Raw genomic sequence first — 20,616 nt, 5'->3', positions numbered from 1 at the left:
CCCGCTTCTCTTAGGGGTTGGGGAGGGGTCAAACCCGGCAGTTGCTTGACCAACAGTATCATTTATTTCCGCGCTAATAGCGAAAGTCAGTTAAAACTGACTGTAAACCTGCCCTAGTTCCCGGCGCTGGTGCAAGTTCTCAGCCAAATCAACTCTCAACTCTCCTCTCAAAATTAAACGTGATATTTCTCGAACTGATACTAGAAAATTTCGGCCCTTATCTGGGCAAACACGTCATCAACCTCCGCCCAGAAACTGATGGCAACATTCGCCCTATTATCCTGTTTGGCGGTATGAATGGCGGTGGTAAAACTACCCTAATGGATGCGATTCGCCTCGCGTTATATGGCAGTCGCGCCCAATGTTCTACGCGCAACACTTTGGGCTACACTGACTTTCTGATCCAATGCGTCAATCGCAACACTCCACCGACAGAAACAACCCGGATTGAATTAGAATTTGAACATGTTCAAAACGATAAACTGACTCGATTTAAAATAGTCAGATATTGGACTAAAGAACCCAAAGATGGGAAAGATACGTTAGGAATTATTGTTTATGATGAATTGAATCAGGAAGGATGGCCCGATAAAGCTTTAGTCAATACCTGGGATGAATATATAGAAACTCTGCTACCTTTGGGAATTTCTAATCTATTTCTGTTTGACGGCGAACAGGTGAAAGAACTTGCCGAACTCGAAACACCTCCCCCCCTTGTTGTTGATGCTATTCGTTCGCTTTTAGGGCTAGAACTTGCCGAAAGATTATCCGTTGATTTAGATATTTTAACCAGTCGCAAACGCAAAGAAATTGCCGGGGCGAAAGAACTTGAAGCTTTAGAGAAAATTGAACAAAAATTTCAGCAACTATGTGCAGAAAAAGAAGCAGCAGCGCAAGAAAAAGCTATTTGCTTTTCACAGTTAGAACGCGCCAAAGAGCAACTAAACCAAGTCGAGGAAAAGTTTATTTATGAAGGTGGTAAAATAGCCGCAGAACGCAACGTCCTAGACACGCAGCAGAAAAAATTAATCGCAGACACCGATAAATCTCGTCAGGGGATGGTTGAATTAGCCGCTGGGGTTTTACCTTTGGCGCTGATTTCACCGCTGCTAATGCAAACAAAAACCCAAGCGGAAAATGAAACCCGCCAACAACAAGCAAAAATTGAATGGGAGGTTTTGAAAAAGAGAAGCGAACGCATCCTAAAATCGATAAATAAACTATCATTAAAAACATCAGCATTAGAGCAAATAAAAACCATTTTCGACCAAGAATATCAAGAACTAGAACAAGCCGCCAGCACCGATAAACAACCTTGGTTAGCTGCCGATATTGAAGCAATTAATCAACTGGAAAACCTGCTGCGCTACCAAATAAAAGATAGTCAAAATCAAGCAGAGTCAAAAATAAAACAACTCAAAGAACTAGAAATAGAGATAGAATTTATAGAAAGACAGCTAGCGATCGCAGCATCTCCAGAAGCATACGAAAAATTGAAAAATGATGTAAGAGAGGCGCAAAACGAACACGCTAAAGCCAAAGCTGCCGAAGAAATTGCTAAACGTCGTTACGAAGAATTAAACAAGGAAATCGCCAAAACCCAAAAAGAATTAGAAGCATACAGCACAGACTTTATCAAGCTAAAAAACAATCAGCATATCATCGGCGCTTGCGCCAAAGTGCAAACTACACTCAAGCTATTTAAAGAAAAACTAACTCTGAAAAAATTGAATAAATTAGAGTTAGAAGTAACCAACTGTTTCGGCTATCTTTTGCACAAATCAGACCTCGTGCATCGCGTCATTATTGATACCAACACCTTCAGTCTTTCCCTCTACGACTTCCAAGGACAACCCGTTCCCAAACATCGCCTATCCGCTGGGGAAAAGCAACTTTTAGCAATCGCATTTTTATGGGGACTGGCGCGGGTTTCCGGACAGCATTTACCTGTCGCAATTGATACACCTTTAGGGCGATTAGATTCGTCTCACCGTCAGAATTTGGTGGAACGATACTTTCCCTCTGCTTCCCATCAAGTAATATTGCTTTCCACCGATACTGAAATTGGCAAAACCGAAGTGGAAAACTTGAGACAACAGGATGCGATCGCCCGCGAGTACCTGCTGAAGTATAATCCCAGCGATCGCCATACAAACGTAGAACCCGGTTATTTCTGGTAAACCTTGTAGCGTGAGAAACCCGGTTTTTTGAAAAAACCGGGTTTCTGGGTAAAAAATCTAAAATCTAAAATCAATTTATGGAACCCCCAACTAACCGAATTGTTCTTTCTCAAACCGCAAAAGAACAACTCACAAAACTCAAGCGCATCACCAAAATTGACCAGTGGAATATTCTCTGCCGCTGGGCATTTTGTCGTTCCCTCGCCGAACCTACTATCCCCTCTCCCGTACCAATTCCAGCAGACAGCAACGTCGAGATGAATTGGCGCGTTTTTGGGGGAGAATTGTCTGATATTTTAGTAATTGCCCTCCAACAACGCTGTCATAATGATGGCTTAGGAACCGATAAAGAAACCCTCGCTAGTCAATTTCGCCTACACCTGCATCGCGGTATCGGTTATTTAGCCGGAGAGCAAAATATGAAGAAAATTGAAGACTTAATTCAAATCGCGCTAGTATCGCAAAATAAGACGTAAAACCTCTCCCCCAACCCCTCTCCTGCAAGGAGAGGGGAGTTAATTACACCCCCTTCCCTTGCAGGGAAGGGGGCTGGGGGGTTAGGTTTTTATTTAACACCTAAATTTGGGGATTCGCATATGGACGAATCTTCTCCCACAATAGAAATCGAACGTCATCGCGCCGCCATTGTCCGCATCGATCTTTCTATTCCCGTGCGCGTTGCTTTAGCAGCAGAACTTTTTAACGAAAATACCACGTTTTTTGACTACGGCTGCGGCTACGGCGGCGATGTAGCGCGAATGGCATATAAAGGCTACGTTAGCGCCGGATGGGACCCTTATTACTTCCCCGATGCGCCTCTAGTTCCCTCGGATATCATTAACTTGGGTTACGTTATCAATGTTATCGAAGATACCGAAGAACGCCGGGAAGCGTTGTTAAAAGCTTGGCAACTTACCCAGCAAGTTTTAATTGTTTCCGCCCAAGTTTTAATTGATAACCGAGGTCCGGATAAAATTGCTTATGGTGACGGTATTGTTACCTGCCGCAATACGTTCCAAAAATATTATGAACAGTCAGAACTGAAAGCATATATCGACCAAGTTTTAGGCGTCGATCCAGTACCAGTAGCATTGGGTATTTACTTCGTTTTTCGGGATGAACAAGCAAAAGAAAACTTTCGCGCATCCAGGTGGCGATCGCGCAGTTACATTCCCAGTATCAGAATGCCCAGCAAGCGGTTTGAAGACTACCGAGAACAATTGCAACCGCTGATGGAATTTATTAGCGATCGCGGACGCTTACCCGTTAAAAATGAATTACCGGAATCCGCAGAATTAATACTGGAATTTGGCAGTTTTTCTCGTGCTTATAAAGTGATTTTACAAGCAACCGACGAAGCCGAATGGGATGCGATCGCATACCGTCGTTCCCTGGATATCCAAGTTTACCTTGCCCTCACCGAATTTAGCGATCGCCCCAAATTCAAAGACCTCGCCCCCGAAATGCGACAAGACATCAAAGCCTTTTTCGGCACATATTACGAAGCTTGCGAAGCTGCTGAAGACATGCTTTTTAGCTTAGGAAAACCCGGAGTAATTCAAAATGCCTGCCGAGTTAGCAAAATCGGAAAACATCTGACCACCGCGCTTTACGTCCACGTTTCTGCCTTAGAAGCACTCAACCCCTTATTGCGGCTTTATGAAGGTTGTGCCAGTCGTACCATCGGGCGCATGGAAGGGGCGACTTTAGTTAAATTCCACATCGATAAACCCCAAATTTCCTATCTTTTCTACCCCGAATTCGACAGCGTTGCCCATCCCGCCTTAGACAGCAGCATGACAATAAAATTACCCGATCTTAAAGTCACCTATCGCGACTACAGCAGTAGAAAAAATCCGCCCATCTTGCACCGCAAAGAAACCTTCGTTACCCGCGACTATCCCTTATACGAACAATTTGCCGAATTAACCCACCAAGAAGAAATTGCCGGACTTTTAGATCGTCGCCACCAGATCGGTACCCGCCAAGAATGGGAAAACCGCCTCGCCGAATTAGGCATCGAAATTAAAGACCATTCCCTCTACGGCGATGGCGCGATCGGCATGACTCACGGGTCATAGGGCATAGCCCATTGGCATTCCTAGACTGGCGTTTTAGAGAGTTTTGCACTCTTCTGTGGTTATGGGGGCGGTGGGACTTGAACCCACACGACCTTTTACGGTCAACGGATTTTCATTCTCCCGCAACTTTCGCTGCTGCCAGCTGGCTTTGAGAATTGGACCCTCCCTTTACCCTCGACTTGACGTTAGGGTAGCTCCCGTCGGGTCTCTGCACCTTCCCGCGATTTTGGATTTTGGATTTTGGATTGACATCCCAATCTCAAATCGCAAATCTAAAATCTGAAATTGTTGGGCTTGGCTCAGGATTGCCTTGTCTGTTGCCAGATTTAGGTTTCCCTGAATTTGAGAGCGGTCACTTGAAGGATTTCTCCATCAAGGCTCAGTTTTCTAAGTCCGTAGCGTCTACCATTCCGCCACGCCCCCTAGCCAGAGCGATGTCACAAGTTTTGGCTGCGATTGCAGTCCTGTGGTTTACGCTCTAACAACTCGACCTTTTACAAGGATACAGCCTTTTTGACACTCTGCGATCTAAAGAGACGCAGATTCGGCTTTCCTCTAGTTTACTTTATAATAATATCTTATATACTTTAAATTGGGTTCCGCGAGCCGAAACCAAACTTGTTAGCTTGGAGAGAGTTGGGTAATCCCACGCTCAACCCACCTACAAAATATTAGATAAATTTATCACCATAACTACGGGAGAGCCTTTAGCACTGGCAGCAATCTCTCGCAATATTACAGCGACTGGGATCAAAACAAGCAGAGACAGTTCAGGAATTCCTCGCGCTTGGTAAAGTGTACCCAGCTACTCCAACAATCTCCCGCAGCGCAGCAATGATGGCAGCAGCTAGACTCTGCCGATGAAGAAACCCAGCCAGAAATACTCGCACGATTACAACAACTACTCTCAGAATAAGCTCTACACCAGCCGCTATTGCCTCAAATACTCGCGATTGAGTATGAGTATCTGATACTCGCGATTGAGTCTGGGACACTCGTCGCCCTTGTCTTTTATACTCATGCACGAGTCTGTTTTACTCGCCGTCGAGTTTCAGATACTCGTCGCCCTTGTCATTTAGACTCATTGGCGAGTCTCTTTTACTCGCCGTCGAGTTTAAAAGACTCGTTAGCGAAGCTAAAAAACTCACTCGCGAGTATAAAAGCTTGACGCGCGAGAAAATTAACCTGAAATGACAGCCTTTTTCCATTGGGTGTGACGCAAAATTGCAGGGACACGGGGTTCAAAATTGTAGGGAACATTCAAACATATTTGGGGAATGGGACAATTTACTGATGTTCCCTACCCCCGTTGCGCATCGGGAATCTTTGCTTTGATTTTTGGTCAGATACTTTCATCTTTGGGGAATGCGACATTTTTGGGAACGTTCCCACATCTTTGGGCGGGACAATTTACTGATGTTCCCTACCCCCGTTGCGCATCGGGAATCTTTGCTTTGATTTTTGGTCAGATACTTTCATCTTTGGGGAATGCGATATTGCAGGGAACATTCAAACATCTTTGGATTGGCGACAAAATTTATTGATGTTCCCTACGCCTGGTGATGTTCCCTACCCCTGCTGCGAATCGGGATGCTTTTGCTTTCTTTTCGGGCTGTGACTAAACCTCTGGCAAAAACCCATAGCCCGCCCGGAAATCAATTTCCGGGCTAATAGCTAAAGTCCGTTAAAACAAACTAAAAACCAAGATTCACAGTCGGTTTTAACCGACTTTAGCTATGAGACAGGGAATTTATTCCCTATCGGGCTGTGAATTTTGCCATAAGTCTGCTGATGTTCCCTACCCCTGGTGCGAATCGGGATGCTTCTGCTTTCTTTACCGGGTGAATGGCAAGTTTTTTCTGATATTCCTTACTCAAACAGCCGCGATCTTTTTTCCGTTATATATAAGCGCGCGCCTTGACCATTATGAAAATAACAATATCAGAAAACTCACAGAAAAGTCAAGGGATTTAAGATTTAAGATTGGAACATGAGGCGCGGGTTTGTAGTAGGCGATGGCAGCGCCTACTACGAACGAAGGCTAAAGCAACAAAGTCGTGCAATTATCAATCAGCGTGGGAATACCGTCGCGGTTGATAGCACCAAATTGCTCAAAATACCTGCGGGCAGCGGGGGGAAATTGGGGAAAATCAAAAATAGCATCCCCGTTGGCAATATCCGCCCAAAAATAGCGCAGACTCGGTGCTAGTTTTTCTGCGGTTGCAGTGGGTAAATTCAAAGGAGTATCTGTCAGCAATTTGAGCATGAAAGGAAGCGATCGCTCCCCAATCCACTCCCGCGATGTCTGCGCCAAAGTCGTCCAACCCGGAACTTCTCCCACCCGATACGACTCGACCTGCAACCATTTGCGGTCATAATTATCGGTGCGGAAGTGCAAGATGCGATAAGGGTGGGGATAGCTGACTAAAGACCCGGTAGTGATATCGTATAAACCGTCATCCTGGGCAATATCTTGGACGTGCAAATGACCCGTAAATACCAATTGCACCCCAGCTTTTCGCAGCATTTGCCGTAAAACGGGTGCATTGTCTAACATATACCGACGCCCCAGCTGATGCTGGGATTGATTCGGTAAGTGTTCGACTACGTTATGATGCACCATCACCAAGACAAACTCGTCTTTGGTTTGTGCTAGAACTTGTTCCAACCAATCCAACTGGGTATCATCTAAACATCCAATCTGCTTACCTTCCGCGTCAAATTGATTCGAGTTGAGTCCAATCAGGCGCAATCCGGGCAGAACTTCGCAGGTATAGTAAAGTTGTGTCGCGTCGTCGTAACCCGCTTTACGGTAGTAGCGCGGGAAATCTGCCCAACCAATCGATTGCTCGTTGCGTAGTAAACTGGGAACGTCGTGATTTCCCGGAACGACATATGCTGGAAAAGGGAGCTGGGATATGCGATCGCTCAACCAAGCATGGTTATCCGCTTCCCCGTGCTGCGTCAAGTCCCCCGGTAACAGGATAAAATCCAAGTCGAGTTGTTCCAGATGGCGCAGTACAATTTCTAAAGCCGGGATACCCAATTCCACCAGATGAAACCGGCTAGGATGATCCCAAACGGTGTGAGGTACCGCAATGTGTAAGTCGCTTACCACCGCAAACCGAAAATTTCAACTCATAACACCGAGAGGAAAATTTTAGATATTAGATTTTAGATTTTAGATTGAAAAGAGGGAGAGGATCGAGCATGTAGGGTGCGTTAACGAAGTGTAACGCACCGCCACCAGTAATAATGTAGTGCGTTAACGAAGTGTAACGCACCGCCACCAGTAATAATGTAGTGCGTTAACGAAGTGTAACGCACCGCCACCAGTAATAATGTAGGGTGCGTTAACGAAGTGTAACGCACCGCCTCCAGTAATAATGTAGGGTGCGTTAACGAAGTGTAACGCACCGCCACCAGTAAAACACTCAAGAGCATCCTTACCCTGTGGATTGCTAAAATCCTTTTCCTGTAGCGGTTTAAATCTGCAATCTGCAATCTAAAATCTGAAATTCTTAAAAGGAGCGTCACCTTGTCTGCGGTTCGAGTTCGACAACATGTCAATCCCCTGTGTAGAAAGTATCAGACACCTACCGAGCCTCCCCTCTGGGAGAAAGTATACGCCAATCCGACACAGCCTTTACATCTAGATATTGGCTGCGCGCGGGGAAGGTTTGTGTTAAAAATGGCACAACTACAACCGGATTGGAACTTTCTGGGATTAGAAATTCGCCAACCCTTGGTAGAAGAAGCAAATCGCTTGCGGGATGAGTTGGGGTTGACCAATCTCCATTATCTGTTTTGCAATGCCAATAACACTTTGCAAGCATTGCTCAGTTCTCTGCCACCGGGAACGTTACAGTACGTTACGATTCAATTTCCCGATCCCTGGTTTAAAAAACGGCATCAAAAGCGGCGCATCGTACAACCGGAATTGGTTAATTTGTTGGCAACTTATTTAGCACCAGGGGGATTAATTTTGCTTCAGTCGGATATCGAAGAAGTGGCGGTGGAAATGCAGCAACGCTTCGCTAATCATCCAGCTTTTTTGAGTCAGAATGGCGATACTTGGTTACCAGAAAATCCCCTCCCAGTGCCTACAGAACGGGAAATTGCCACTCAAGCAAAAGGAGAACCTGTTTACCGAGCGTTGTTTAAAAAAGGTCAATAATTGCCCAGTAGGGGCACGGCATCCTAGGGAACGTGGAAGAATTTTTGGTTTATACCAAAGGTTATAAAATGTTCCCTAGATTTCCGCTCGCCAATGATATCATTTCCGCTTGAATACCCTTAGTTAGGACTGACGCTAAGGACGCGGGGATAGGGGGACGATCTGAGTTTTAATTATGGGTGAGTTGCCTGACATCATATGAGTTAATTTGTCAGAATTTACGCAAAGAAACAAAGGGCGAACCGCAAAATCGTTGGTTTGTCAAAGAGATATCAACTAAGACAGCAGTATTGTAGGTTGGGTTGAACGACAGCGAAACCCAACCGGTTACTATTTCCTACAGGACTTACGCAAAGAAACAAGGGGCGATCCGAAAAATCCTTGGTTTGCCAACCAGAGATTGACGAAGAAACCGGGTTTCTTTTCTCTTCTTGCGTAAGTTCTGTCCTATTGAGTTTCGTTACCTCAAACCAACCTAATTTTTCACAGGTTTAAAACATACCTCAAAGCTACACTGCAATATTTTTGGCAATTTTGTTTTCTGAACTACTTCTACAAAAACAGGTTTTCCGCCTTGCCGTTCACCATTTTGAAACTCTAGTTTCTCCCCTGATGTAAACTTTTTTTCAAGAACAACCTTTGGTAAAGACTCTAAAACAGATTTTCGCTCTACCTTTCCAGATGTTTCTTCAGCTTTGGATATTGCCGCCAGAAATGCCCGAGTAGCATCATAGCTGCTTGCTGTCACCCAATTAATTGGTCCGCCCCAGGTTGCTTGAGATTCTTTGGCATAAGGGGAAATCGTCTTTCCTTCTGAGTCCACAGGAAACCAGGGAAAAACTAACTTCAACCCCTCAATATCCGTCTTACCTATGGACAAGTTCAATCCCTCATAAAGCGAATCTCCACCAAATAACCTTATCCTAGGGTTTTCGGCCTTTATTTTTTTTATTAAACTAATTGTTCGCTTATTTGTTCCTTCTGTACCACCACTCGAGAAAAAGACAGCAGCTTTAACATAATTAGGTGTTGGAGGTACATCACTTTCTGTGAAATTAGAAGGTTGTATGTCAATTTCTTTCTCAACTAGAGTGGTATCTAAAAATTCTTTAAATTTATTCTTCAAGTCTTTGCTATATTCATTATTACCTTCATAAAATATACGAACTTTACCTAAGGTTCCGATCTTGTCAGCTAAACTACGCCCCAAAGCTGCATTAGAAACAGTTGCTCTAAAAAAAACTTTGTTGTTTGAGTCTTGCTTTAAATTTGTACTGGTGCTGCTTGGAGTTATCATTGTGATGCCAGCTTTTGCGTATATTTCCAAAGCTGCTTTACTAGCATTGCTAGAATGATGTCCGATAACTCCCAAAATATTTTTCCATTTGGGATTTTACGCAATTTGGCAGGCAACTTTATTGGCAATATCTTTATCGTCATTATCATCAACAACTACAATTTTTAAAAGTTTTGGTTGGGATGGTTTTTTTGGTGTAGTTGGGTCTTTCTGAGCTTGATTGAATTTCGTTTGTGCATCGGCAACGCCCGCTAACATAGCTCTTGCTGCTTGTTGTCGAGCATTCCCAGGTACAGCGACAGCAAGTAGGTATGAGTTATTTGGATCTACGTCTCTGTTATTTTTGTATATTTCTTCTTCTCTATCCTTTTCATTTGGTGTGTTTTTGATCGTAAGATTATTTTCTCCTGTACTTAGACGGTTTGCAACATCAGATGATAATTGACAAATTGGCGGTGGATAGACAAGATTTTTAATCCAGAATAATATTATTGCCAAAAATAATGCTATTACAGCCAAAATAATACGATTTCTTCGTGTGGGAGGAATATGTATAATATTAGCTAGTAAATTTAAAGCTAAGCTTAATAATACTACATCAATGATAAAAATAAGAAAATCTGGAACTACGTTGAACATCATTTCGTCACCAAATACTTTGATAGTTTGTATCTTGCCTGGAATCGCCAACCCAGTCTAAATGCTGAACGCTTGCAGAGATTTTGAACTATCGCTCCCACCAAGAAAGCGGTATAACAGCAAAAATAAGTGGCGGCAGATAGCACCTCAACAACCTACAAGCAGCTTCAGCAGTTCTGAATACATTTACCTCGTCAATCGGAGAAAATCAGGAAAGAGTCGGAAAAAAGTAGAGCTAGTAGGGTGGGGTAGCCGTACTCGTAACGCACCAAGCATTGAGCGAAGATGGCACTCCAGACGCGGAGACACTCCAGACGTGGAGCATTTGAAGTGTCTTACTCTCTTCGCATCAGAAGAATACCTCATTAACGAACCACAGAGGCACAGAGAACACAGAGGTAAGAGAAAAGAAGAGATAGATGGTGTTATAGCGCGAAGGGAGTAAGACCCTTGTCCGGGATATTATAAAGTTCAGCTACTGCTTTGGTGTTGGGTTTCGTTACCTCAACCCAACCTACTTTATGAGGGAAGGTAAAAATTGTTTTTTAGAGGATCGGATTAGCTTGTAGCTTCCGGATTCACCGATAATTTTATATTGACCTGGCTGTAGAAATGCTTCTCCGGTTTTGTTATATTGAGCCAGAATTAGTACTGAAGGTGAAGCGGGGTTAGTGGCAGCGAGTTGCTGAATGTGGAAAATCGTAAATTCAAAGTTGGGGAAAAATGTTACTGGTTTTTGGGTGTAAAATACCACGCTGGGTTTTTCAAATCCAACCATGATTAATTCTTCTCCAGGTTTCTGCTGTTGAACTGCGATTGCAGCTAGTTCTCGCAACGGTTGCTGGCGCACTTTATCTACTAAAAAATAGCCCGGAGTTAAGACAAAAATCAAAAATGCGATAAATCCCAGTAAATTGGCACTCCAAAGCCAAGGTTGAAGCTGTTTTTTTCGCAACAAAAACGCCACCGCAGTCGCCGTTATTCCCCAAATTATTCCTCCCCGCAGGGGGATGCCTGACTGTTGCAACACCTGTTTTAGATCGGGCACGGCGGGGTCATATCCGATCAAGTTGGGACTCAAGAAAATAAAAGATGCGATCGCTAATACCAACACTAAATTAAATAAGCCACTCCACCAAAGTCCTAACTGAAGCATCGGGTATGTGGCATTCCTAATTCCCACTTTCTCACCTGCCCCGAAGCTCATTTGCTCAGTCCACAACAGCGTTACCATAATCGCCGCCGCAGGCATTAAGGGCAGTACGTAACTGGGTAGTTTAGTGACAGCAATGGTGAAGAAACCGAAAACGCCTGCAAACCAAAATAGGGCGAATAAACCTAACTGAGTCGAAGCGGGTGCAGCTTGCCAGTATTTTCGATCCCAAAAGCGCAGTCTCGCGATCGCTAAGGGCAAGTAACCAGACCAAGGAGCAAATCCCACCAACACTATTAAAAAATAAAAGTACCACGGCGCAGCATGATCGTTGACGACGCTGGTAAACCGTTGCAAGTTGTGATACCCAAAAAACGAATTAATATAAGCGTCGCCCTGTTTCCAAATTACCAGGATGTACCAAGGAATAGTAATTGCGGCAAAAATTAATCCGCCCAAAAGCGGTCGCATTTGCGGCACAACAAGCCTAAATTTGCCCAGATAAACCAGAAAAGCAGCAATTATCAACCCTGGTAATACTATTCCCACCGGACCTTTCGCCAAAACTGCCAAAGCACTCAGCACGTAAAATGCTACATACCAAGGAGAAAAATACGAGTCAATTTGTTTCCCCGCGTCTCCCCATCCCCGTGTCTCCCTCTCTTCTTCCCGAATTCCGGCATATCCGATAAAAAAGCATAGCAGTGCCGACCCCATGCAACCTACGAGTAGCATATCCGAGACGCCGGTTCTTGCCCAAACTAGGGTAAGCGGATTTAAGGCAATTAGGGCAGCACCAATCCAGGCAGAAAACCAAAGATAATTCGGGATTTTTTGTTCAATTAACCGAATTTGTCGCAAAAATGCGAAACGGCGTAGGGTGTAAAAGCCGAGTGCAGTTAGCCCTAGTGCAGCAATTGCACTCGGTAGGCGGACGCTCCACTCGTTGACACCTAGAATTTTATATCCGATCGCCATTAACCAGTAAACCAACGGCGGCTTATCAAAGCGCGTTTTGCCGTTAAAAAACGGCACGATCCAATCCCCCGTCACGGTCATTTGCCGTGCCGCTTCGGCGAACAGCGGTTCGGTTTCGTCGATTAAACCAATGCTGCCTAAATTCCAGAAAAAGGCCAAAAAGCCAATTAATAGCACCCACAGAATCGACAGTATCCAACGATGGCGCGGATGCTGCTGCCAGAATTTTTTCATAGGGATGGTGATGCGATCGCCAAGTTTCATGTATCTAGCTTTCAAGCCTTTGTCAGCCTTAGTAGGGGCACGGCACGTTTAAGATTGTGACAGTAAACGAAATATTGATCGTGCCGTGCCCCCACAGACGGTTTGGGGTAGGGGCACGGCAGGTGCAACATGGTAACAGTAAACGAAATATTGATCGTGCCGTGCCCCCACAGATCTGATGGGGAATTCAAGGCTGCAAAATCAACTGCCATTCAGATCTCTGACTATTCCATAGGGGTACGCCTGTTTCGCCTACGACGTATGGCCCCCAGTAGCGGCTGGAACCATCTTGCGCAAAAGCCACCAAAACATCTCCCCGATTTAGTTTCAGATTACCATCGGGTAGCGCCAACACCAATCCCCGGCTACCCCCTTCTCCGGGGGCAAAATCCCAGTGTGCAGGTGCGCCGTAAGCTGGCTGCTTACCAGATTTGGCGTTAGACTGTACGGGTAGCAAAGCTAACCGAACCGGATGAGTGCTTTGATTGCTGACTCGCAAGGTTCCTGCTGCTGTCGCTGGTGCTTTAGAACGAGCCTTGGCTCGATTGGTCGCTGCTAACGGCTGCACCAAGGTTGGCGCTGGTGTTGAGTTGGAGGCGGAGTTAGAAGTCGATTTGGTAACGGGTAGCACTTCGGGCGAGGTTGGAACAGGTGGAAGTTCGGCTTCTGGGGGTTCAACCGTAATGCTGAACTGCCATTCTCCCAGTACTTGCCAGATTGCGAGCAAAAATGCTGTAGCAATAATAACCGCAGCATAAACCTGTAAATGTATTTTCATAGTCCTTACTAATAATTAGTCTTAATATTGAAGCCCTTACAGATTGCCTGTTCGTTATACCAGATCCCCAGTGGGATAGAAAGCACTTTAAGGTGAAAAACATACTCTATACAAGGGCATATCCTCCGCGTCCGGATTTTCTGAGGCAAAATTTATGCAAAACACCCGTCTGAACAATTTACTGGATGTTGTCGGCGCTCGACTTGGGGGCTGGCTTCGCAACCCCTGGCGGCGACTATCCTTGATGGTAATCAGCCTGCTGTTCGGGATTTTTCTGGGAACGGCGATTTCAACCACCGCCGGACAAGCCGCTGACTGGGATATTATCGCCGCCGGTATATTAGTTATATTTACGGAATCTGCTAGTTGGATTTGTTACAGCATATCTCGCAGAAGAGGAACGCGATCGCTTGTCATCGATATGTTGAACGCGCTCAAAATTGGCCTCACTTACAGTTTGTTTGTGGAAGCTTTCAAATTGGGGTCTTGATCGACTATGACGACTGAATTACTAAATCAGTTCCTGCAAAAGTTAACCACATCAGAAGCGCTACCCCTATCCGCAATAGAACAATTGGCAGCTTGGGAATTGGCGGATGAATTAAGGGCGAAAGCGTTTGGCATTACGCCAGCTAATGTGAGGCAGGTGTTGGATTTGCGATCGCACCTCTTCCATACAATCTACCCAGACCTAATGCAATTGTGCCAAACAAAAGGTATAAAGCAGCACCCAGCTTGGCTGGAAACCCTCTTCAACCTGTGGTTACCTTTAGCGATGCAGCTAGCAAGTCACCGGCAGCAATTAGAACGCCCTTTAATTCAAGGAATTTTAGGCGGACAGGGAACCGGCAAAACCACCCTAGCAGCGATCCTGACTTTAATTCTGGGTCACCTGGGATACCGTACTCTGAGTCTTTCCTTAGATGATTTGTATAAAACTTATCCCGAACGCCTAGCGTTGCAACAGGAAGACCCCCGCTTAATCTGGCGCGGGCCACCCGGAACCCACGATATTGATTTAGGTATAAAAGTTTTAGACCAACTTCGCAGAGGGCAAGAAAATCCAAATCTGCAATCTGAAATCTACAATCTCAAATCGATCGCAGTGCCTCGCTTCGATAAATCGGCTTGGGGGGGTGCAGGCGATCGCGCACAACCAGAAATTGTGGAAAATATCGATATCGTCCTGTTTGAAGGATGGTTTGTCGGCGTTCGTCCTATCGACCCCAGCGCCTTCGACAATGCACCGCCGCCGATTGTAACCGCAGATGACCGCAGATTTGCCCGCGATGCGAACGCAAAATTGCAGGATTATTTACCCTTGTGGCAACGATTGGATAGTTTGATCCTGCTTTTGCCAACGGATTATCGCCTTTCCCAGCAGTGGCGACGACAAGCGGAACAACAAATGATTTCTACCGGAAAATCCGGAATGAGCGATGAAACGGTGGATCGATTTGTTGAGTATTTCTGGAAGTCTATCCACCCAGAATTGTTTATTCAGCAAATGGCGAGAAACTCAGATTGGGTGGATTTAGTCATCGAAATTAATCGCGATCGTTCTATTGGTCTGGTCTACAAGCCGAGCGATCGCTTACCTTAAAAATTAGGTTCTTCGCTCTGTGGAACTAACCCCGATGTCCAGCAACATGAGGCAGCGCCGGTTTAACAAATCCTCCCAATCTACATCAGTTGCTCAACGACGAGGCAAACGCAGCCAACGGGATTGGCGGCGACGCTGGCGTTATTTTTACTTGCGCTTTGTTCGCCTCAGAGGCAGTCCGGAAGCGATCGCTAGAGGTGCTGCGGCGGGTGTGTTCGCGGGGTGGTTTCCCCTGATCGCCACCCAGATGGCTGCTGCTATCTTATTAGCCGCTTTAATTAAAGGCAATAAAATTGTCGCCGCCGCCGCAACTTGGGTGAGCAATCCCTTGACATCCATTCCAATTTATGCATTCAATTTCCATGTCGGTCGATGGCTGTTGCGATCTCAGGAGCAATCTTTTTCGGGTGAGAGTATAAGTTCCTGGCAAGGAATGATGCAAATGGGGACGGAGTTTTTAGTCGATTTGTTGGTAGGTTGTTTTGTAGTAGGTTCCCTTTGTTCCGTTGGCAGCTATTTCCTATGTTTGTGGTTCGTGCGTCGCGTGCGCGATAAACGACGATATTAATAATTGCTAATAGCTAATAGCTAATTGTTAATTGCCTTTTGGCGATTAGCGATTAGCTATTAGCAAATTATGCCAGCAAATTGTCAGTTAAATTCACCAGTATTTCAAACCTAAAATCATCGACTAAATCTTTTAAAACGGCTTTCAGATCTCCATGTTCGTCGGGGATTTGTTCGATGAGGGCAAAAATATTTTCATCGTCGCCCATAATCGCTGCCCGATTTAAATCCCGATGCCATTGGTCAGGCATAATTTTTAAGTCTTCGCCGGATATGATTCTATTTTCCTTGGCTGACTCTTGCCAAGAAGGTTCGGATGAATCGTAGAGATAACGCACTCCCAGATGCTCGGCAATTTTTTCTAATAAAACCTCCTCTTGAAACGGTTTAGAAATAAAGTCATTGCATCCCATTGCCATCGCAATTTCTTTTCCTGCTTGCAGCACGCTAGCAGTCAAAGCAATAATCACAGTTGCTTGACCTTTTAAATCAGATCTAATGCGTTTGATCGCTTCATACCCATCCATTACAGGCATTCGCATATCCATCAAAATCAATTGAGGTTCTATCTTTTCCCACATTTCAATCCCAGCTTGACCGTTTTCGGCTTCAAACACTTCAAAGCCAAGCGGTGATAGCATTTTCACCAGTAAGTGACGACTTTCCCATTTATCTTCGACGACTAAAATGCGATACTGGGGTTGGTTGGGTGCTAATGCGATTGCTCGAGGTTTTCGCACTTTTTGCAGAAACTCATCCGCGTTTGCTGGCGTCACCGTCCTTACCGGAATCTCGCAAGTAATAACTGTTCCCTTACCCACTTGACTTGCTATTTTAATATTTCCCCCCATTAATTGGGCAAAATACTGGCTAATTGTCAAACCTAAACCCGTTCCGCCTACCGACTGACGCCCCGCTTCTCCTTGCACAAAAGGCTGAAACAATTTCTCTAAATCTTCCGGCGCAATACCGCACCCTGTATCTTCTACTTCAAAGGTCATTAGTAATTGGTTATTGGTCATGGGTGAACCAGAAAAATTTTCCCGATTCCCCAGTTTGACTTGCAGCGTGACGCTGCCCGATTCAGTAAATTTAATTCCATTTGAAAGTAAATTGATTAAAATTTGACGTAACCTGCTTTCATCAGTTTCGATATAATGGGGCGAGTCTGGACTGATTTTAAAATTTAGTTGCAAGCCTTTGGATGTGGCTCTAAGTTGAAACATATCTTGGAGGAAGTCAATCAGATTGTACAAGTTAAAGCAAGATGGATGTATTTCGATCATTCCTGCTTCAATTTTGGACATGGTTAAAACGTCGTTAATTAGTTCCAGCAAATGCTCGCCGCTTTTACTAACAATTTGTAATTGCTCCTGCTGTTGGGAGTTGAGGTTTTGGTCGCGACTCAGCAGTTGGGTAAAACCCAGGATGGCGTTGAGCGGCGTTCTCAGTTCGTGGGTCATATTTGCCAAAAACTCGCTTTTTGCCTTGTTTGCGGCTTCTGCGGCGCGTTTTGTCTGCTCTAGCTCGATTAACTGTCGCTTGAGCGTCTGCGACAGTTGATGCCGTTCCAAAGCATAGCGGATGGCTCGAACTAGCAAGTAGTGGTTAAATTTGCCTTTAATCAGGTAGTCTTGTGCCCCTAAAGATACGGCACTCACGGCGATTTCTTCGTCATCTAGTCCGCTGAGAATGATTACTGGTATATTTGGAAACCGAGTATGAATTTGACGAAAAGTTTCGAGTCCTTGGGCATCTGGTAAGGTCAAGTCGCTCACAACTATGTCGATGCCTCCCTGTTGTAGGCAGTCGAGTCCTTGTTCTAAGCTTGTGGCGCACTCTAAACGAGCGGAAAATTGTTTAGCTTTGGCTAAATAAATCCGAATTAGATCGATATCTCCTTCGTCGTCCTCAATTAAAAGCATCCTGACAGAGACGTTAAGCATGGTTTTATATTCAATCTTTATTGGACCAGGAGTATTTGCTCCCATATTTGAAGAATGAGTGAAGAAACTTAACAAACCCCTCTGTTCCAAAAATTTTAACAATTTTACCTCAAATTAGGGGGCAGGTGAACCAAGTTTAACCAAAAATGGTCTATAGACTGGATAATATGTTTAAATCCTGCCAAACCGGCGGGTTTTGTGAGGTAGGCATTGGCTCCTAATTTGTAGATCGTCAAAACTTCTTCAGGCGCTTTTGATCCGGTAAGGATAACAACTGGGATTTGTTTAAGTTGTTCGTCGCTTTTGATCGCTTGCAGCACTTCGCGTCCGCTTTTGCCGGGGAGGTTGAGGTCTAGTAAAATTAAGTCGGGTAGCACCTCGCCCGCTGTTTGCCGCAGGTAAGCGATCGCTTCCTCCCCATCATGGACAATTTTTAATTGAATCTTCTCTCGCTGGCGTTGAAAGACGATCTCGATCAGATCTGCATCCCCCGGATCGTCTTCAATTACCAGCACTGCAATGAATTCCCCATTCTCGTTTAATTGAACAGTAGATTTTGTCATGCAGGGATAGTAAAATAGAAAATTGTGCCTTTTCCTGGTTCAGATTCTAGCCAAATTTGTCCGCCATGTCGCTCGACAATTTTACGACACAAGGCTAAGCCAATGCCATTACCAGGATAGTGAGAACGGCTGTGCAATCGTTGGAAAATGGCGAAAATCCGCTCGATATATTCCGGTTTGATGCCGATGCCGTTATCTTGCACGGAAATCAGCCATTGTTGTTTTTGCAACGTAGCTGCTATGTGAATTTCCGGAGGGCAGTCGCGGCGGAATTTAATGCCATTAGCGATTAAATTTTGCAATAGTTGTGCCATTTGGACAGGATTGGCTGACAATGTAGGCAGTGGGGTTGTGGTAATAATAGCGTTGTTTTCTGCGATGACAAAGCTGAGATCGATTATTACCTGAGATACCACAGTATTTAAATCAGTTGGCTGTTTATTTAACTCTTGTCGCCCCACCCGCGAATAGATCAATAAATCCTCGATCAGCGCTTGCATCCGGGTTGCGCCATCGGTGATGTAATCAATGTATTTGTCAGCTATCTCATCTAATTGTTGGCGGTAATCGTGAGCGAGCAATTCGGCAAAACTATTGATTTTCCGCAAAGGTTCTTGCAAGTCGTGGGAGGCGGCGTAAGCAAATTGTTCGAGTTCTTTGTTGGAACGAGTCAATTCGGCGATTGCAGTTTGCAATTGCTCTTGGCTGTTGTGTAAAGCTTCTTGGGCTTGTTTGCGATCGCTGATATCGTAAAGTACGCCCACCATGCGCGTCGGCTGTCCAAGAGCATTGTAATAAAAGCGACCCAAGGAATCGACCCAGTGAATGCTGCCATCAGGCCAAACAACGCGGTACTCGCACTCCAAATCTTGTCGTGAAGCGATCGCCGCTTGTGCTGATGCCTTAATCTCGGGTAAATCTTCTGGGTGAATGCGGTTAAACCAGTCGGTGAAGAAACGGCGAGGCGTTCCGGGTTCGTACCCAAAGATTGTTTCGTGATAGGAAGTCCATATTGTCTCGTTTGTCAACATATTCCAATCCCACGAGCCGATGTTGGCTACCTCTAGCGCCAAAGTGAGGCGATCGTTGTTTTCCCGCAGCGCTGCTTCTGCTTGCTTGCGCGAGGTGATATCTTCTGTCGCACCGAGAAACCGTACCACTCGCCCTTCGCCATCGTCCCATTCGGGTTGTATGCGATCGCAAATCCAGCGAATATCCCCTTGTTTGGTCACAATTCGATACTCGAGCGACCCAGCTTGATTAGTTGAAATTCGTTCGTTAATAAACTGACTAAATGCTGGCAAATCGTCGGGATAAACCAGATTCAACCAACCATTTTCACCCTCTGGCAATTCTGCAAAAGTATAACCTGTAATTCGGCTCAAATTTGCTGTTGCCCATTCATCAATAATTGCCCCTGACCGAGTGACATAGCAGGAATAAATGTAATCTGAAGTAAGTTCGCAAATCCGGCGATACTTCTCCTCGCTCTGGCGCAGGGACTTTTCGGCAAGCTGGCGTTCGGTAACATCGGTGACTAAAACAAACCTGGCGAGTCTGCCTAAAAAAGTTAAAGCATTAGAAGTAACTTCTACATCAATAATCGTTCCGTCTTTCTTTTGATGTCGCCACAAACCCGAATTGGCGTAACCTTCAACAGCAAGGTTAGCAACTTTTTCTTGCAGTACTGGAATATCTTCAGGCGGTCGAATGTCGGCAATCGTCATATTAAGAAACTCGGCAAGAGAATAACCATAGTGATGAATTGCCGCCTGATTAACCGCGAGAAAAGCGAGGGTTTCTAGATCGTAAACCCACATAGGCTGGGGGTTATGTTCAAACAGTAAACGATAGGTTTCGCCCTCGCGCAGCGATTCCTCGATTTGCTGAAGTTCGTGGGCTTTCGGGGAAAGGTCAAGAATAGTTTCTGGGGTAACAAGTCCTACCAACTGACCTTGCCGATCCAAAATCGGGAGATGGCGAATCTGATACTGGCGCAATAGGGACAATACCGTCAGGATGTTGTCAGAATTCGACTGGGTGAGGGTAATGACTTCTCGCGTCATCACCTGGGCGATCGCCACCCCAGATAAGTCAACTCCAGCCGCAGTAAGCTTGACTACATCCCGCTCAGTGAATACCCCCAGTAACTGGGACTCCTCCACCACCAATACACAACTGGTTGTGGTTGGACTGGTAGGAATCAAATCTGGGGACGAATTTGAGTTGGATACTTGACAAATGCTGCCTCGTGCTTTAATCATCAAATCAATGGCATCGAGTACAGAAGTATTTGGTCCAACAATCAAGGGAGAGCGATCGATGACTTGCTCTAGACAGGGAAAATTAAGGAGCCGGTCGGTAAAATGCATGGTTAATATCGAAAAACA

At 45.1% G+C, this 20,616-nt stretch carries 16 protein-coding genes; 7 read left to right on the top strand and 9 right to left on the bottom strand.

The window, feature by feature from the left end; translation table 11 throughout:
- Window positions 1-179: 179 nt before the first annotated feature.
- The 3 genes from dndD (at window position 180) to ACE1CM_RS04735 (ending at window position 4,261) form a co-directional block, all read left to right on the top strand.
- Window positions 180-2,180 (top strand): DNA sulfur modification protein DndD, encoded by a 2,001-nt coding sequence (gene dndD / locus ACE1CM_RS04745; protein ID WP_374876261.1) that lies wholly within the window; start codon window positions 180-182, stop codon window positions 2,178-2,180.
- Window positions 2,181-2,257: 77 nt separating this feature from the next.
- Complete coding sequence (gene dndE, locus ACE1CM_RS04740) at window positions 2,258-2,656, top strand: DNA sulfur modification protein DndE (RefSeq protein ID WP_374876260.1); 399 nt, start codon at window positions 2,258-2,260, stop codon at window positions 2,654-2,656.
- A gap of 120 nt (window positions 2,657-2,776) precedes the next feature.
- On the top strand, window positions 2,777-4,261 hold the full coding sequence (locus tag ACE1CM_RS04735) for a DNA phosphorothioation-associated putative methyltransferase (RefSeq protein WP_374876259.1): 1,485 nt from the start codon (window positions 2,777-2,779) through the stop codon (window positions 4,259-4,261).
- 770 nt (window positions 4,262-5,031) lie between these two features.
- Here ACE1CM_RS04735 and ACE1CM_RS04730 read toward each other — a convergent pair.
- Both ACE1CM_RS04730 and ACE1CM_RS04725 read right to left on the bottom strand, forming a co-directional pair.
- Window positions 5,032-5,256: a hypothetical protein gene (locus ACE1CM_RS04730; protein ID WP_374876258.1), complete on the bottom strand. Its 225-nt coding sequence runs from the start codon at window positions 5,254-5,256 to the stop codon at window positions 5,032-5,034.
- Between the two features lie 1,046 nt (window positions 5,257-6,302).
- Window positions 6,303-7,379, bottom strand: a complete 1,077-nt coding sequence (locus ACE1CM_RS04725) for a metallophosphoesterase family protein (protein WP_374876257.1) — start codon at window positions 7,377-7,379, stop codon at window positions 6,303-6,305.
- Between the two features lie 420 nt (window positions 7,380-7,799).
- Between ACE1CM_RS04725 and trmB the strand changes: the two genes are divergently transcribed.
- On the top strand, window positions 7,800-8,438 hold the full coding sequence (trmB, locus tag ACE1CM_RS04720; RefSeq protein ID WP_374876256.1) for a tRNA (guanosine(46)-N7)-methyltransferase TrmB: 639 nt from the start codon (window positions 7,800-7,802) through the stop codon (window positions 8,436-8,438).
- Window positions 8,439-8,913: 475 nt separating this feature from the next.
- Here the strand turns inward: trmB and ACE1CM_RS04715 are convergent, their stop codons facing one another.
- From ACE1CM_RS04715 to ACE1CM_RS04700, 4 genes are all read right to left on the bottom strand, one after another.
- Entirely contained in the window at window positions 8,914-9,810 is an 897-nt protein-coding gene (locus ACE1CM_RS04715; protein ID WP_374876255.1) for an ABC transporter substrate-binding protein, read from the bottom strand.
- Window positions 9,811-9,831: 21 nt separating this feature from the next.
- Entirely contained in the window at window positions 9,832-10,425 is a 594-nt protein-coding gene (locus tag ACE1CM_RS04710) for a hypothetical protein (RefSeq protein ID WP_374876254.1), read from the bottom strand.
- Between the two features lie 463 nt (window positions 10,426-10,888).
- A complete protein-coding gene (locus ACE1CM_RS04705) occupies window positions 10,889-12,784 on the bottom strand; it encodes an ArnT family glycosyltransferase (protein WP_374876253.1) in 1,896 nt (631 codons plus the stop codon).
- Between the two features lie 172 nt (window positions 12,785-12,956).
- Complete coding sequence (locus ACE1CM_RS04700) at window positions 12,957-13,547, bottom strand: hypothetical protein (RefSeq protein ID WP_374876252.1); 591 nt, start codon at window positions 13,545-13,547, stop codon at window positions 12,957-12,959.
- Between the two features lie 154 nt (window positions 13,548-13,701).
- Here ACE1CM_RS04700 and ACE1CM_RS04695 point away from each other — a divergent pair, with 154 nt between their 5' ends.
- The 3 genes from ACE1CM_RS04695 to ACE1CM_RS04685 are packed head-to-tail and all read left to right on the top strand — an operon-like array spanning window position 13,702 to window position 15,718.
- Complete coding sequence (locus tag ACE1CM_RS04695; RefSeq protein WP_374876251.1) at window positions 13,702-14,037, top strand: DUF565 domain-containing protein; 336 nt, start codon at window positions 13,702-13,704, stop codon at window positions 14,035-14,037.
- Between the two features lie 6 nt (window positions 14,038-14,043).
- A complete protein-coding gene (locus tag ACE1CM_RS04690) occupies window positions 14,044-15,150 on the top strand; it encodes a glycerate kinase (protein ID WP_374876250.1) in 1,107 nt (368 codons plus the stop codon).
- Window positions 15,151-15,184: 34 nt separating this feature from the next.
- Window positions 15,185-15,718 carry a DUF2062 domain-containing protein gene (locus tag ACE1CM_RS04685; RefSeq protein ID WP_374876249.1) on the top strand — a complete coding sequence of 178 codons (534 nt, stop codon included), beginning with the start codon at window positions 15,185-15,187 and terminating at the stop codon, window positions 15,716-15,718.
- A gap of 67 nt (window positions 15,719-15,785) precedes the next feature.
- Here ACE1CM_RS04685 and ACE1CM_RS04680 read toward each other — a convergent pair whose 3' ends face one another.
- The 3 genes from ACE1CM_RS04680 to ACE1CM_RS04670 form a co-directional block, all read right to left on the bottom strand.
- Window positions 15,786-17,663, bottom strand: a complete 1,878-nt coding sequence (locus tag ACE1CM_RS04680) for a response regulator (protein WP_374876248.1) — start codon at window positions 17,661-17,663, stop codon at window positions 15,786-15,788.
- A gap of 104 nt (window positions 17,664-17,767) precedes the next feature.
- Complete coding sequence (locus tag ACE1CM_RS04675) at window positions 17,768-18,226, bottom strand: response regulator (protein ID WP_374876247.1); 459 nt, start codon at window positions 18,224-18,226, stop codon at window positions 17,768-17,770.
- Window positions 18,223-20,598, bottom strand: coding sequence for a PAS domain-containing protein (locus ACE1CM_RS04670; RefSeq protein WP_374876246.1), 2,376 nt, complete (start codon window positions 20,596-20,598; stop codon window positions 18,223-18,225). Before ACE1CM_RS04670 ends, ACE1CM_RS04675 begins: the two co-directional genes overlap by 4 nt.
- Window positions 20,599-20,616 lie beyond the last annotated feature (18 nt).

The sequence above is a fragment of the Microseira sp. BLCC-F43 genome (assembly GCF_041929235.1).
Taxonomy (GTDB): Bacteria; Cyanobacteriota; Cyanobacteriia; order Cyanobacteriales; family Aerosakkonemataceae; genus Microseira.
This window is presented reverse-complemented; position numbering and strand designations above follow the sequence as displayed.